Origin of the sequence: Nocardia lijiangensis NBRC 108240, assembly GCF_001613045.1 — a bacterium.
Classification (GTDB): domain Bacteria; phylum Actinomycetota; class Actinomycetes; order Mycobacteriales; family Mycobacteriaceae; genus Nocardia; species Nocardia lijiangensis.
The window spans coordinates 27,753-41,532 of the sequence record NZ_BDBP01000085.1 but is presented as its reverse complement, the minus strand read 5'-3'; the positions used below and the strand labels follow the sequence as shown (position 1 = coordinate 41,532).

At 68.2% G+C, this 13,780-nt stretch carries 12 protein-coding genes; 9 read left to right on the top strand and 3 right to left on the bottom strand.

The genetic code is table 11. The annotated features are described in order from the left end of the window. Positions 1-122 precede the first annotated feature (122 nt). Positions 123-749, top strand: a complete 627-nt coding sequence (locus tag NL1_RS28065; protein ID WP_084511030.1) for a TerD family protein — start codon at positions 123-125, stop codon at positions 747-749. Further along, the gene (locus NL1_RS28060; RefSeq protein ID WP_162272775.1) at positions 746-1,648 is read left to right on the top strand and encodes an NAD-dependent epimerase/dehydratase family protein; all 903 of its coding nucleotides are present in this window, start codon (positions 746-748) and stop codon (positions 1,646-1,648) included. Before NL1_RS28065 ends, NL1_RS28060 begins: the two co-directional genes overlap by 4 nt. 10 nt (positions 1,649-1,658) lie before the next feature. On the opposite strand, the gene NL1_RS28055 is transcribed toward NL1_RS28060, so the two are convergent. Next, a complete protein-coding gene (locus NL1_RS28055) occupies positions 1,659-2,303 on the bottom strand; it encodes a TetR/AcrR family transcriptional regulator (protein ID WP_067845360.1) in 645 nt (214 codons plus the stop codon). Between the two features lie 61 nt (positions 2,304-2,364). Here NL1_RS28055 and NL1_RS28050 point away from each other — a divergent pair, with 61 nt between their 5' ends. From NL1_RS28050 to NL1_RS28035, 4 genes are all read left to right on the top strand, one after another. Further along, positions 2,365-3,888 carry a flavin-containing monooxygenase gene (locus tag NL1_RS28050; RefSeq protein WP_067845359.1) on the top strand — a complete coding sequence of 508 codons (1,524 nt, stop codon included), beginning with the start codon at positions 2,365-2,367 and terminating at the stop codon, positions 3,886-3,888. A gap of 5 nt (positions 3,889-3,893) precedes the next feature. Further along, complete coding sequence (locus NL1_RS28045) at positions 3,894-4,724, top strand: SDR family NAD(P)-dependent oxidoreductase (protein WP_067845375.1); 831 nt, start codon at positions 3,894-3,896, stop codon at positions 4,722-4,724. Between the two features lie 5 nt (positions 4,725-4,729). After that, entirely contained in the window at positions 4,730-5,647 is a 918-nt protein-coding gene (locus NL1_RS28040) for an alpha/beta hydrolase (RefSeq protein WP_067845357.1), read from the top strand. 180 nt (positions 5,648-5,827) lie between these two features. Continuing rightward, a complete protein-coding gene (locus NL1_RS28035; protein ID WP_067845355.1) occupies positions 5,828-7,621 on the top strand; it encodes an AMP-dependent synthetase/ligase in 1,794 nt (597 codons plus the stop codon). Positions 7,622-7,776: 155 nt separating this feature from the next. Here the strand turns inward: NL1_RS28035 and NL1_RS28030 are convergent, their stop codons facing one another. Further along, a complete protein-coding gene (locus NL1_RS28030; protein ID WP_067845353.1) occupies positions 7,777-8,640 on the bottom strand; it encodes an alpha/beta fold hydrolase in 864 nt (287 codons plus the stop codon). 81 nt (positions 8,641-8,721) lie between these two features. Here NL1_RS28030 and NL1_RS28025 point away from each other — a divergent pair, with 81 nt between their 5' ends. From NL1_RS28025 to NL1_RS28015, 3 genes are all read left to right on the top strand, one after another. Then, positions 8,722-9,276, top strand: a complete 555-nt coding sequence (locus NL1_RS28025; protein WP_067845351.1) for a CGNR zinc finger domain-containing protein — start codon at positions 8,722-8,724, stop codon at positions 9,274-9,276. Between the two features lie 98 nt (positions 9,277-9,374). Next, positions 9,375-11,471, top strand: a complete 2,097-nt coding sequence (locus NL1_RS39715) for a molybdopterin-dependent oxidoreductase (RefSeq protein ID WP_245673584.1) — start codon at positions 9,375-9,377, stop codon at positions 11,469-11,471. A gap of 124 nt (positions 11,472-11,595) precedes the next feature. Next, a complete protein-coding gene (locus NL1_RS28015; protein ID WP_067845349.1) occupies positions 11,596-12,219 on the top strand; it encodes a Uma2 family endonuclease in 624 nt (207 codons plus the stop codon). A 39-nt stretch (positions 12,220-12,258) separates the two neighbouring features. On the opposite strand, the gene NL1_RS28010 is transcribed toward NL1_RS28015, so the two are convergent. Continuing rightward, complete coding sequence (locus NL1_RS28010) at positions 12,259-13,740, bottom strand: MFS transporter (RefSeq protein ID WP_067845346.1); 1,482 nt, start codon at positions 13,738-13,740, stop codon at positions 12,259-12,261. Between the last annotated feature and the right edge of the window lie 40 nt (positions 13,741-13,780).

The following is a 13,780-nucleotide window of genomic DNA, read 5'->3' as shown; positions in this document are numbered from 1 at the left end:
CGTTCGCCGTTTCCGGATGCATGCTCGCGGGTGTGCGAGGCGCGCCGAAGAACTGAACGCGCCGCCCAGCCGCCACGAGTTGTTCGTCGGGATGCGCGGGGAAATGGGTGCGGCTCGGGCGGATGTGCCGACGGGATGACGTGGCGGCTCCTAGGGTGGGGCGTGACGTGGCGGGCGCGCCGCGCGCCGGAAAGGATTGGTGGAGAGTGGCTCCCGATACGGGTGGGGATTCCCTGACTGTCGTGCAGATGGCTGCCGGATGGGATCCGGCAGCCAAGCGGCGGTGGTTGCCGGGGAAAGTGAAGGACATCGACTTGAACGCGGCGGCGCTGCTGTTCGCGGGCGACGCGATCGTCGACGTGGTGTATCACGAGCAGCTGACTTCGCAGGACGGGTCGGTCCGCCTTCTCGGCGACAACACGACCGGCGAGGGTGAGGGCGACGACGAGATCATCACGCTCGACCTGACCAGGATCTCCCCGCGGGTCACCACCGTGTTCTTCCTGGTGACCTGCTACACCGGCCAGACGTTCGAGAAGATCGAGCACGCCTTCTGCCGCGTCGTCGACGGCAGGACGAAGACCGAGATCGCCCGCTACGACCTCAGCAAGATCCACGCGCACACCGGCTTCCTCGCGGGCAAACTCGTTCGCGCCCAAGAGGGTTGGAAGTTCCGCTCGATCGACGAGGAGATCCAGGCCGAGCACCCGGTCGAGGCGCTGCCCCAACTGGCCCCGTTCCTCGCGTGAAGCCGTTGCGAATCCTGGTCACGGGCGCCAACGGCTACCTCGGCAGCGCCGTCGCCGCGCGGTTGCATAGCGACGGGCACGACGTCGTCGGACTGGCGCATCGCGAACGCGACCGGCTCCCAAGGGAATTACCGATCCGATTCGCGGACTTTCAGGAGCCGGAATCACTCACGGCGGCCGTCCGCGATGTCGATGCCGTATGCCACCTGGCCGGACTCACCCGCGCCAGGGAATCGGTCGCCGACCCCCTGCCGTACTTCCGAGTCAACGTAGGCGGCACCGTGGCGCTGCTCGACGCGATGGCGAACGCGGGCATCGAGAAACTGGTGTTCGCCTCGACCGCCGCGATCTACGCCACCGACACCCAGCCGATGACCGAGGACCTCCCCGACGCGCCGCCCCACCCGTACGCCGCGAGTAAGCAGGCGGCGGAATCCGCCATCGCCGCCCAGGCTGCCTCCGGTCGCCTCGCCGCGATCGTTCTTCGCCTGTCCAACATCGTCGGCGGCAACGACACCGACGACACCCGCATCCTCCCCCGCCTACGAGCCGTCGCGGCCGGAACCGACGCCAACCTGCCGATCAACGGCGACGGCACCGCGACCCGCGACTACCTGCACATCGAGGACGCCGCCCGCGCCTTCGCCGCCGCCCTCACGCATCTCCCTGGCACCGGTATCTGCCGCCGCTACAACATCGGCAGCGGAACAGGCACAAGCATCGCCGAATTGGTGGACATCACGTCGCGCATCACCGAACGCCCCATCCCGGTCGAACACCTCCCCGCCGCCCGCGAACCACAGACCCTGGTGTGCGACATTTCCCGCGCCGCAACGGAACTCGGCTGGAAACCGACCTGGGACATCGAAACGACCGTGCGCGACATGTGGGCCAATTAGAGGCCCACACTCACCTCTGCAACGCGGCAGCCAGCTCCGGACTCAGCGCGAGCGCCAAGCTGAGCAGGGATTCCACCAGCAACTCGATCAGTTCCTCGCGGCTGATCGGCTCGGTCCGCAACCAGGTGAGGGTGGTTTCCTCCACGAAGGCGATCCACCCGCGCATGCCGAGCATGAGCCGCGGGTGGTCGGCGGGGTCGATGGGGGTCGGCGCCTCGGCGAGGATGATGCCGATGATGGCGTCGCGAGTCTGGTCGACCAGCGGGACCAGGTCGGGGCTGACGCTGGTGGGGCCGCGCAGGAGCGCGAGGTAGGACGTGCGGTTCTCGCTGACGTAGTCGACATAGCGCTCGATCGAATCGCGCAGCATGTCGAAGATGCTCAGCGACCGGTCCGGCGCCACCCGTTCCAGCAGTTCGGCGTTGGCGTGCCGGACGACCTCGCGCTGGAAGTCCTGTTTGGTCGGGAAGTAGTGGAACAGCAGTCCGCGTGAGATCCCCGCCTGGGCCGCGATCTCGCTGACCGACAGTTCCTCGATGGTGCGTTCACCGAGCATCTTGGCGCCCAGCGCGAGCAGCTGCTGACGGCGTTCGTCCGGGCTCAGCCGGGTCCGCTTGCCGTTGCCACCGGGGCTTTTGCTGTTCACGGGTCTCATGTTACTGAACGGAACTCAATAGCTGTTGACTCATGCTCAATAAGCTCGTATCCTCCCGTACATGAGTCGCAAGGTTACAGACAAAGCTGTCGGCGACCGGTCCGTCCGCCATGCCAAGACGATCATCATCGGCAGCGGCTTCGCCGGTCTGGGTCTCGCCATCCGGCTGAGCCAGCAGGGTCGCAACGACTACCTGGTCCTGGAGCGCGGCAGCGATGTCGGCGGTACCTGGCGGGACAACACCTACCCCGGCGCCGCATGCGACGTGCCCTCGCACCTGTACTCGTATTCCTTTGCGCTCAACCCGAACTGGTCGCGCTCGTTCTCCCGGCAGGGCGAGATCCAGTCCTACATCCAGGGCGTCGCGAAGAAGTACAACGTGCTCGGCAAGCACATCTTCGACTGCGACGTGACCGGCGCCCGCTGGAACGACGACACCGCGCAGTGGGAAATCACCTCCAGCAAGGGCGATTTCACCGCCGACACGGTCGTCTCCGCGGTCGGCGCGCTGTGCGAGCCGAACCTGCCGGACATCAAGGGCATCAACACCTTCGAGGGCGAGATCTTCCACTCGGCCCGCTGGAACCACGACGCCGACCTGACCGGCAAGCGGGTCGCGATCATCGGCACCGGCGCCTCGGCGATCCAGATCGTCCCCGCCATCGCGCCGCAGGTCGCCAAACTCGACGTCTACCAGCGGACCGCGCCGTGGCTGCTGCCCCGCATGGACCGGCCGTACCTGAAGGCCGAGCGCCTCGCGTTCAAGTACCTACCCGGCGTGCAGCGGCTGTCCCGCGCGGCCATCTACGCCGCCCGCGAGACCCAGGTCGTCGGCCTGGCCAAGTTCCCCGCGCTGATGCAGGGCTTCCAGCTGCTGGCCAAGGCCAAGCTGCAGTACGAGGTGCGCGACCCCGAGCTGCGCATGAAGGTCACGCCGGACTTCCGCATCGGCTGCAAACGCATGCTCATCTCCAACGAGTACTACCCCGCGCTGAGCCGCGACAACGTCGACGTGGTCACCGACGGCATCCGCGAGGTCCGCGCGGGCTCGATCGTCACCAAGGACGGCACCGAGCGCGAGATCGACGCGCTGATCGTGGCCACCGGCTTCCACGTCACCGACTCGCCCACCTACGAGACCATCACCGGCAAGGACGGCCGCACGCTGAGCGAGGTCTTCGACGAGATCGGCCAGCAGGGCTACAAGGGCGCGTCGATCGCCAACTTCCCCAACATGTTCTTCCTGCTCGGCCCGAACGTCGGGCTCGGCCACACGTCGATGGTGTACATGATCGAATCCCAGATCAACTACGTCTCCGACGCGCTCGCCACCGTCGACCGCCTCGGCCTGCGCACCGTCGAGGTGCGCCGCGAGGTGCAGGACGCCTACAACAAGGACCTGCAGGCCAAGCTGAGCAAGTCGGTGTGGAACACCGGCGGCTGCGCGAGCTGGTACCTGGACAAGCACGGCAACAATACGACGCTGTGGCCCGATTTCACCTTCGAATTCCGTAGGCTGACAAAGACATTCGATGTCCCTGCCTACGCGACGACAACCGCGCCCGCCGAACCGAAAGTGGTGTGAACACAGTGAGCAACGAGGCTTACTTCAAGAACAAGGTCTGTGTCATCACCGGAGCAGGCTCCGGCATCGGACGCGCGCTGGCCGAGAATCTGGCCAAGCGTGGCGCCAAGCTCGCGCTCTCCGACATCGACACCGACGGCCTCGCCGAGACCGTCCGCCGCTGCGAACAGCTCGGAGCCCAGGTCAAGTCCGATCGGCTCGATGTGGCCGAGCGCGAGGCGGTGCTGCTCTACGCCGACGCCGTGAAGGCGCACTTCGGTGTGGTGCACCAGGTCTACAACAACGCGGGCATCGCGTTCCACGGCGAGGTCGTCCGCTCGGAGTTCAAGGACATCGAGCGGATCATGGACGTCGATTTCTGGGGCGTCGTCAACGGCACCAAGGCGTTCCTGCCGATGCTCATCGAGTCCGGCGACGGGCACGTGGTCAATGTGTCCAGCCTGTTCGGCCTGATCGCCGTGCCCGGCCAGAGCGCGTACAACGCGGCCAAGTTCGCGGTGCGCGGCTTCACCGAGTCGCTGCGCCAGGAGATGCTGGTCGGCAAGCACCCCGTCAAGGTGACCTGCGTGCACCCGGGCGGCATCAAGACCGCGGTGGCCCGCAACGCCACCTACGCCGAGGGCATCGACGGCAAGTCGGCCGCGTCCATGTTCGACAAGAAGCTGGCCATCCACACCCCGGAGATGGCCGCGCAGACCATCACCGAGGGCGTGCGCAAGGGCCACGGCCGGGTGCTGATCGGCTGGGAGGCGAAGCTGCTCGACGTGTTCGTGCGCGTCACGGCCTCCGGCTACCAGCGCATCGCCGCCGCGGTGAACCGGCCCTTCCTGCCCTGACGCCGATGCGAGAGTTCGACATTCCACTGCCCGTCGGCCGCGTGCTGCTGAAGCCGGTGTTCCGGTTGATGCTCAACGCTCGACTGCCGTTCACAGTGCAGCGCAAGCTGATGGATCTCGGTGCCCCGCTGCAACCGATGCCTTCCGGCGTCACGGTGCGCAAGACGCGACTCGGCGCTCGTCCGGCCGAACTGCACATCGCGAACTCGACCGACCCCACCACCGCCGTGCTCTACCTGCACGGCGGTGGCTACGCGGTCGGCTCGATGGCCACCCACCGCTCGCTGGCGGCGCGGCTGGCCCGCGATACCGGCAGCGCGGTGTACGTCATCGATTACCGGATGGCGCCGGAACACCCGTTCCCCACGGGTCTGGACGACGCCGTCGCCGCGTTCCTGGAACTGGTGTCGGAGAAGGGTTTCCGGCCCGATCAGATCGCCGTCGCCGGCGATTCGGCGGGCGGCGGCCTGAGCGTGGCCACCGCGCAGCGGCTGATCGCCGAACACGGGATGACCCCGGCCGCGCTCGGCCTGATCGCGCCGTGGACCGATCCGAACGAGATCCCCGATCGCGAGGGCGACACGGTGATCAACAAGCCGTGGTCGCGGGCCTGCGCCGCCGCCTACCTGGGCGACGGCGATGGGAACGATCCCCGGTACGCGCCGCTGCGTGGCGTGCTGCACGGGCTGCCGCCGACCTACGTCCAGGTCGACGTCAGCGAGCTGCTGCACGCGCAGTGCGTCGCGCTGGTCGCTGCGCTGCGCGGGGCGGGCGTGCACGTGCGGTTCACCGAGAGCCGCGGGCTATGGCACGTCGCGCAGCTGCAGGCCGGGCTGTTCCGGCCCGCCGCCGTGGCGCTGCGCGAACTCTCCGATTTCCTGCGCGATGCCGTCCAGCCGGTGTCGGCAAGCGACCTAGGATAAGGCGTACCTCCGCCTGCGCTCCGGCTGTGCGCGGGCTGTCGACGGACCTCGTCCGACTGGCAAAACGAGTACGGAAGAGCCGGTCGATTACCGAGCAGCGAGATTTTCGGTAGTCGATCGCACGGACCGGCACAAGGTGTCGTAGATTACTGGCGAGTAAACCCACGTGGAAGGGCACTGATGCGAGAGTTCGAAGTCCCGGCTTCCTACACCATCCCGGATGACGCGAACAATTCCGACAACGTCTTCCGCCACGCCGAGCAGACGCCGAACGCGGTGCTGTTCAACGTGCCGAACGGCAGCGGCGGATGGCGCGACGTCACGGCGGCGGAGTTCGCCAAAACCGTCACGGGCGTAGCCAAGGGCATCATCGCCTCCGGCATCGAACTCGGCGACCGCGTCGCCATCATGGCCCCGACCCGCTACGAGTGGGCCGTGCTCGACTTCGCCATCTGGGCCGCGGGTGGCTGCACCGTCGCCATCTACGACAGCTCCGCCGCCGAGCAGGCCAAGTGGATCCTGCAGGACTCGGCGACCAAGCTGCTCGTCGTCGAGAACGACAAGCACCGCGCCACGATCGACGAGATCGAGGCGGGCTCGCTGCCCGACCTGAAGGACACCCTCCAGATCGACAAGGGCGCCGTCGACGAGCTGATCGCCCGCGGCGCCGAGCTGGACGACCAGGCCGTGCACGACCGCCGCGCGCAGGTCGGCGCCGCCTCGCCGGCCACCCTGATCTACACCTCGGGCACCACCGGCCGCCCCAAGGGCGTCATGCTCACCCACGCGAACCTCTACGCGGAGTCCAAGTCCGACCGGATCTCGCTGAAGAAGTACATCACCGAGGGCAAGAAGACCCTGATGTTCCTGCCGCTGGCGCACGTGTTCGCGCGCGCGGTGGCGCTGACGGCCTTCGACGCCAAGGTGATCGTCGCGCACACCTCCGACTGGTCCACCCTGGTCGACCAGTTCGGCAGCTACAAGCCGCACTTCATCCTCGCGGTGCCGCGCGTGTTCGAGAAGGTGTTCAACGCCTCGAAGCAGAAGGCGCACGACGGCGGCAAGGGCAAGATCTTCGACGCCGCCGCCGACACCGCCATCGCCTACAGCGAGGCGCTGGACAACGGCGGCCCGGGCCTGGTGCTCAAGCTCAAGCACACGGTGTTCGACAAGCTGGTCTACAGCAAGCTGCGGGTCGCCCTCGGCGGTCAGTGCGACGCGGCCGTCTCCGGCGGCGGTCCGCTGGGCGCGCGCCTCGGCCACTTCTTCCGCGGCGTCGGCGTGACCATCTACGAGGGCTACGGCCTCACCGAGACCACGGCCGCCATCACCGTGAACACCCCCGAGAAGATCCGGGTCGGCTCCGTCGGCCGTCCGATCGAGGGCCACGCGGCGAAGATCGCCGCGGACGGCGAGCTGCTGCTGCGCGGCTCCGTGGTGTTCGGCGGCTACTGGGGCAACGCCGGGGCCTCCGAGGAAGCCTTCGAGGACGGCTGGTTCAAGACCGGCGACCTCGGCGCCATCGATGCCGACGGCTTCGTCACCATCACCGGCCGCAAGAAGGAAATCATCGTCACCGCGGGCGGCAAGAACGTCTCCCCCGCGCTGCTCGAGGACTCGCTGCGGGCACACCCGCTGATCAGCCAGGTGATGGTGGTCGGCGACGGCCAGCCGTTCGTCGGCGCGCTGGTCACCCTCGACCCGGAGGCGCTGCCCGGCTGGAAGGAACGCCACGGGCTGCCCGCCGACACCGCGATCGAGAAGCTCATCGAGAACGCCGATCTCGTCGCCGAGATCGATTCGGCCATCGCCGAGACCAACAAGAAGGTCTCGCACGCCGAGCAGATCAAGAAGATCCGTATCCTCGCGGTCGACTGGACCCAGGAGGGCGGCGAGCTCACCCCGAAGATGTCGCTCAAGCGCGCCGTCGTGATGAAGCAGTACGCCTCCGAGGTGGAGAAGATCTACGGCTGATCGACTGATCGCCGAAGGGCGCTGTCCGCGAGTTCGGCTCGTGGACAGCGCCTTTCTCGTTCTATGGATTCTCACCTGTCTGTGCGATTCGCGTACCGGGTCCTGGACACAGCCTGGACATGCGGCACAGCTTCCGCGTGCGGCGCGCGTTCCGATCAGAGACGGTCGAGGAACTTCGCGATGAGCGGAGCGATCTCGGGTAGGTGGGTTTCCAGGGCGAAGTGGCCGGTGTCGAAGAGGTGCAGTTCGGCGTCGGGCAAGTCGGCCAGGTAGGCGTGGGCGCCCGGGGCGGGGAAGAAGGGGTCCTCGGCGCCCCACACGATGAGCGTGGGCGGGGTGTGCTCGCGCAGCCACCGCTGCCATTGCGGGTAGGACTCGACGTTGGACCGGTAGTCGAAGGCCAACGCGACCTGCGCCTCCTTTCGGCCCGGCAGCTCCAGGAAATGCTGGTCGAGCAGCCAGCTCTCGGGCGCGAGCAAGGCCGGGTCGGGCACGCCGTGCTCGTACTGGCCGCGGATGCCCTCGAGGGTGAGCAGCCCGCGGATGGTGTCCTCGGCGCCCTCCTGCTCCGGGCGCAGCGCGACGAATTCCCTTGCGCCGTCGGAAAGTCCGGCCTCGTAGGCGTTCCCGTTCTGCACCACGACACCGGTGATCCACTCGGGGTGACGTAGGGCCAGCCGAAAGCCGACCGGAGCGCCGAAATCGAAGACGTACATCGCGAACCGGCGCAGGTCGAGAGCCTGCACGAAGCGTTCGACCACGTCGGCGAGGCGGTCGAAGGTGTACTCGAAATCGGCGGGCGCGCGAGTGTGTCCGAAGCCGGGGTAGTCAGGGGCGATCAGGCGGTAGTTCGCGCCGAGAGCCTGGAGCAGCGCGCGGAACTGATGCGAGCCCGACGGAAAACCGTGGAGCAGCAACAGAATCGGGGCGTCGGCGCGCTCCGGAATCGATTCGCGGTAGAAGACCTCGACGCCGTCGATCTGGACGGTGCGGTGCTGGATACGGGGCAGCTCGAACATTTCACATGCCTTATCTACGTGATGATGCATTAGTTCTAGCCGGTCTGGATCTAATGTGTCAATAGATGGATGTACCATTAGATGGTGGACACGACCCCGCTGCTCGGTGAGCCCTTGGCGCTGGACCTGGTCAACACCCGCCCGCTCGGCGCCGACCTCCTCGCCACCACGGAACAGCTGGCGGACTGGCTCGCCCGGCAATCCGAGCGTCACCCCGATCTCGCGCTCGACCGCCCGACCGCCGCCGACCTGACCGCCGTGCACGAGGTGCGCGACCACATCACGGCTGCCCTCGACGCGCTCATGCACGGCACACCCCCGCCCGCCGACGCACTGCGCGCGCTCACCGCCGCCCAGTCCGCCGCCCCCGCCACCCGCCGCCTGCACTGGGACGGCACCGCAGTCGTCGCCACCCCCCACCGGGACGCCCCACCCGCTGCGCGCCTGTCAGCGGTCCTCGCCGAAGCCGCCGCCGACCTGCTCACCGGCCCCGCCCTCGCCAGAATCAAACGCTGTGAAGCCGACGACTGCGTACTCCTCTTCCTCCCCGCCCACCCCAAACGCCGCTGGTGCTCCCCCGACCGCTGCGGCAACCGCGTCCGCGTCGCGCGCTACTACCGGAAGCACAAGGAGTAGGCGGAGGGCGCCTGCGGCGGTGTGCCCTCAGAAATGGTGGTTCCCCGATCTGCGCTTGGGGGCGGGCGCGGGCCAGGTGGGCGCAGTAGGCTCGCGGCATGGCCGGACTGCGGTGGCGGGTGGCTGCCGGGATACTGTCCGCCGGGTTGGCGCTCGGTGTGGCGGAGCTGATCGCAGCGTTCATCCGCTCCGAGAGCGCACCGATGTACGTGCTCGGCTCGACCGTTGTCGATCAGACCCCCGATGGCCTGCGTGAATGGGCGATCAGCACGTTCGGCACGGCCGACAAGACGGTGCTGTTCGTCTGCATGGGTGTCGTCGCGGTCCTTGTCGCGGGCCTCGCAGGGGCCTTAGAGCGTGTCGATCGCGCGACTGGCTCAACGCTGCTCGTCTTCTTCGGCCTGCTCGCCGCTTTCCTTGCCGCCGAACGCTACGGCCTCGTCGCCGCGATCCCCACCGTAATCGGCGTCGCCGCAGGCATTTACGCGCTCCGTGTACTGACCGAGCAGATCGCGGACGCGTTCCCGCGTGCAACATCTGAAGCACCCGGCCCGGACACGCCACAACCCGGTCGGACCCCCGCTCCCCAGCCATCCCCGCGGGCACCACAGGTCCCTCTCGGGCCCGCCGAGGCCCCCGCGTGCGCTCCGCCGGAAACCACTGGCGCGCAGCCCGACTCAGATGCCCCGGCAAGTAGCCGCCCCGATCGGGTGCAGGCGGCCGATTCGACGCCACTCGAAGCTGACGCTGCTCCTCATGTCGACACTGCTGGCCCTGCGCCGACGACCGACGACGGCTCCACCGCTCGGAAAGCGCACAGTTCGGCGCAACTCGATGCTGATACCGCCGCTCACACGGACACCGCTGCGGCTGCGCCGATGGCCGACACCTCCACCAAGCCGCTCGGCAAGACCGCGGACGGTTCCAGCCGCACCGAGTCCGGGACCGCAGGCACACCTGCTGCGCAGGCCGATGCCACCCCGCCTTCGCCGGTAGCCGCTCCCGGTGCCGCCGAGCCGCGGAGAGGCACCGACGCGACCGCGGCATCGTCCGGTAGCGCTTCTGCGCGGCGGGCCGAAGCGGATGCGGGGGCGCGTTCCGCTGGGTCCGGGCGGATTACGGCTGGCCCGCAGCGGCGAGATCTGTTGCGGGGCCTTGCCATTACCGGGGGCGTGGCGGTGCTGGCCGGGGTGAGTGGGCGGTTGTTCGGGGTGCGGCGCGGGGATGTTTCCGGGGAGCGGGCGGCGGTGGTCTTGCCGCGGCCGACCGAGCCGGGGATTTCGTTGCTGCCCGATGCCGATCTGCGGGTGCCGGGGCTGACGCCGTACCTCACCGCCAACGACGACTTCTATCGGATCGATACCGCGCTCTTCCTGCCGCAGGTGTCGATCGACGACTGGTCGCTGCGCATCCACGGCATGGTGGATCGCGAGATCCAGATCGGCTGGGCGGATCTCGCGCGGCGGCCGGTCGTGGAGCGGCTGGTGACGCTGGCCTGCGTGTCGAATCCGGTGAACGGCGACCTGATCGGCAACGCGCTGTGGCGCGGCTACCGCATCGACGAACTGCTCGCCGAGGCCGGACCGCATCCCGACGCCGACATGGTGCTCTCCCGCAGCAAGGACGGCTGGACCGCGGGCACCCCGCTGGCCGTGCTCACCGACGGCCGCGACGCCCTGCTCGCGGTCGGCATGAACGGCGAACCGCTGCCGGTGGCGCACGGCTATCCGGCCCGGCTGGTGGTGCCCGGCCTGTACGGCTACGTCTCGGCCACCAAATGGGTGACCGAACTCGAGATCACCCGATTCGACCGCGCCACCGCCTACTGGACCCGCCGCGGCTGGTCGGCCTTCGGCCCGATCAAGACCGGCACCCGCATCGACACTCCGCACGGCCGCGTCCGCAGACCACCCGGCCGCATCCCCGTCGCGGGCGTGGCCTGGGCCCAGCACCGCGGCATCGCGGCCGTCGAGGTCCAGATCGATGACGGCGACTGGCGTCCCGCCCGCCTGTCCACCGAACAATCCATCGACACCTGGCGCCAATGGGTCTACGACTGGGACGCCACCCCGGGCACCCACACCCTGCGCGCCCGCGCCACCGACGGCACCGGCGAAACCCAAACCGCCGAACGCCGCGACGTCATCCCCGACGGCGCCACCGGCCACCCCACCCTCACCATCCACATCGGCTGACGCCGAGCACGGCGGCGGCATTCGCATTCATCGAATGAAATCGCATTCATCGAATGCGATAGCGTTCATCGAATGCATCCGGATAGGGTCTGTCCAGGTAGTTGGCCGATCCCAAGGAGCGCACATGTCCGCGATCTTCGACTGGGCGAAGTTCGAGAACCTGCAGCCGGAACCCATCACCCTCGACATCTGGCGAGAACTGCCCGAAGACTTCTGCCGCCAGGTCGAGCTGGTCAATGGTGAGGCAGTCCGCGCCGAATCGCCGAATCGGCAGCACCAGAAGGCTGCTCGACGGCTGGCCGAACTCCTCGAGACAGGTGCGGAACAGCACATGGATCGATACCAGGACGGCTGCCTCGATGTGGACATCGACTTCGATGTTGTGCTGTGGGAACTTCCGAAGGCCACCGTCCGGCGCCCCGACGTCGCCCTCTACGAGTGCGCCCCCGACGAGTTGCGGCCGCTGCCAGGGTCCATGGTTCTCATCGCGGTCGAAGTCGTCTCGCCCGGCAGCGAGAAGATCGATATCGCTCAGAAGAAGGCCGACTACGCGCTGGCGGGAATTCCCTGGTACTGGATCGTCTGGATCGCCGACAACCGCGTCGATTCGATCGAAGTATTCGTGCTGGATCACGCGCTGACGCAGTACCGTCCGCACATTGTGCTCGAACCGGGCGGGGCCGAGATCGTCGATATGCCGGTGCGGTTGAAGGTCGATTGGGACCGGCTCTCCGGACTCGTGCGCTGAGGGCCGCATCCCCGGCGTGGGGATGCGGCCGGGCGACGGTCAGGCCGAGACGCTGTCGGCCTTGGCGAGTTTGTCGGACGGGCCCGACGGGGTGGCGGCGGTGTGGCGGATGAAGAGGGCCGAGGCTACGACGCCGATCAGGAGGATGGCGGCGGGCAGCAGCATGGATTCGCTGAGGGCGGAGCTGAATTCGCCGAGGATCTGCGGGGGGATGGGGCCGTGGCCGACGCCTTCCGCGCTGGGCGCCCCGCCCGCGAGCCCGTTGGCGGACATCCTGGCCGCGATCAGCGCGCTGATGGCCGCGCTGCCCAGCACCGAACCGACCTGGCGGGTGGTGTTGTAGACGCCCGCGCCCGCACCCGCCTGCTGAACGGCCAGGTTGTGGGTGGCGGTGGAGGCCAGCGGCGCCCAGATGCAGGCGTTGGCGATACCGGCCAGCGCGGCGGACACCAGGAACCACACGAGGTTGGAATCCGGCGTCATGATCGCCGACCACCAGAAGATCGAGACAGCGAACAGCGCGAAGCCGAGGGTCGGGACGATGCGCGGGTGCAGCCGGTCGGCGAACTTGCCGATGAACGGCGCGAAGACGCCGGTCGCGATCGCCATGGGTGCGAACACCAGCGCCGACCTGGTCGGCGACATCTCGCGCACCGCTTGCAGATAGAAGTACGCGGGCACCATCACCGAGACCACCGTGGCGCCCATCGCGGCGATGGCCACGTTCGACAGCGCGAAGTTGCGATCACGGAAAAGGCTGAGCGGCACCAGGGGCTCGCCGGTGTTGCGCGCCTGATTCACCACGAACACGCCGAGCACCACCAGACCCGCGCCGATCATCAGCCAGATGCGCGCCGACCAGTCGTAGGAGTTGCCCTCCTGGATGCCGAACACCAGCAGGAACATGCCGATGCCGCTGAGCACCACGCCGGGGATGTCGAACTTGTGCGGGTGCGTGGGCAGCGCGGGCACCAGCCAGAACGCCAGCGCGAAGGCGAGGATGCCGACCGGCACGTTGACGATGAAGATCCACTCCCAGCTCAGCCCGTCGACCAGCACGCCACCCAGGATCGGGCCGACCAGGGTGGCCAGACCCGCCACGCCGCCCCACAGGCCCATGGCCGCGCCGCGCCGGTCCGGCGGGAAGGTGCGGGTGATCACCGCCATGGTCTGCGGCGTCATGAGCGCGGCGCCGAGGCCCTGCGCGGCGCGCGCGGCGATCAGCATGCCGACGCTCTGCGACAGCCCGCACCACAGCGACGCGGCGGTGAAGACCGCGAGGCCGACGAGGTAGATGTTCTTGGGGCCGTAGCGATCACCGAGCCTGCCGGTGACGAGCAGGGGCACCGCGTAAGTGAGCAGGTAGGCGCTGGTCACCCAGATGACCTGGGAGATGTCGGCCTGCAGGTCCGTCATGATCGCGGGGTTGGCGACCGCGACGATGGTCATGTCCAGCAGGATCATGAAGAAGCCGACGACCAGCGCGACTAGCGCAGGCCACGGATTGCGTTCGGTGGACACGGATGTCGTTCCTCTCCGGGAGGGTCGATGAGTCTGGCCG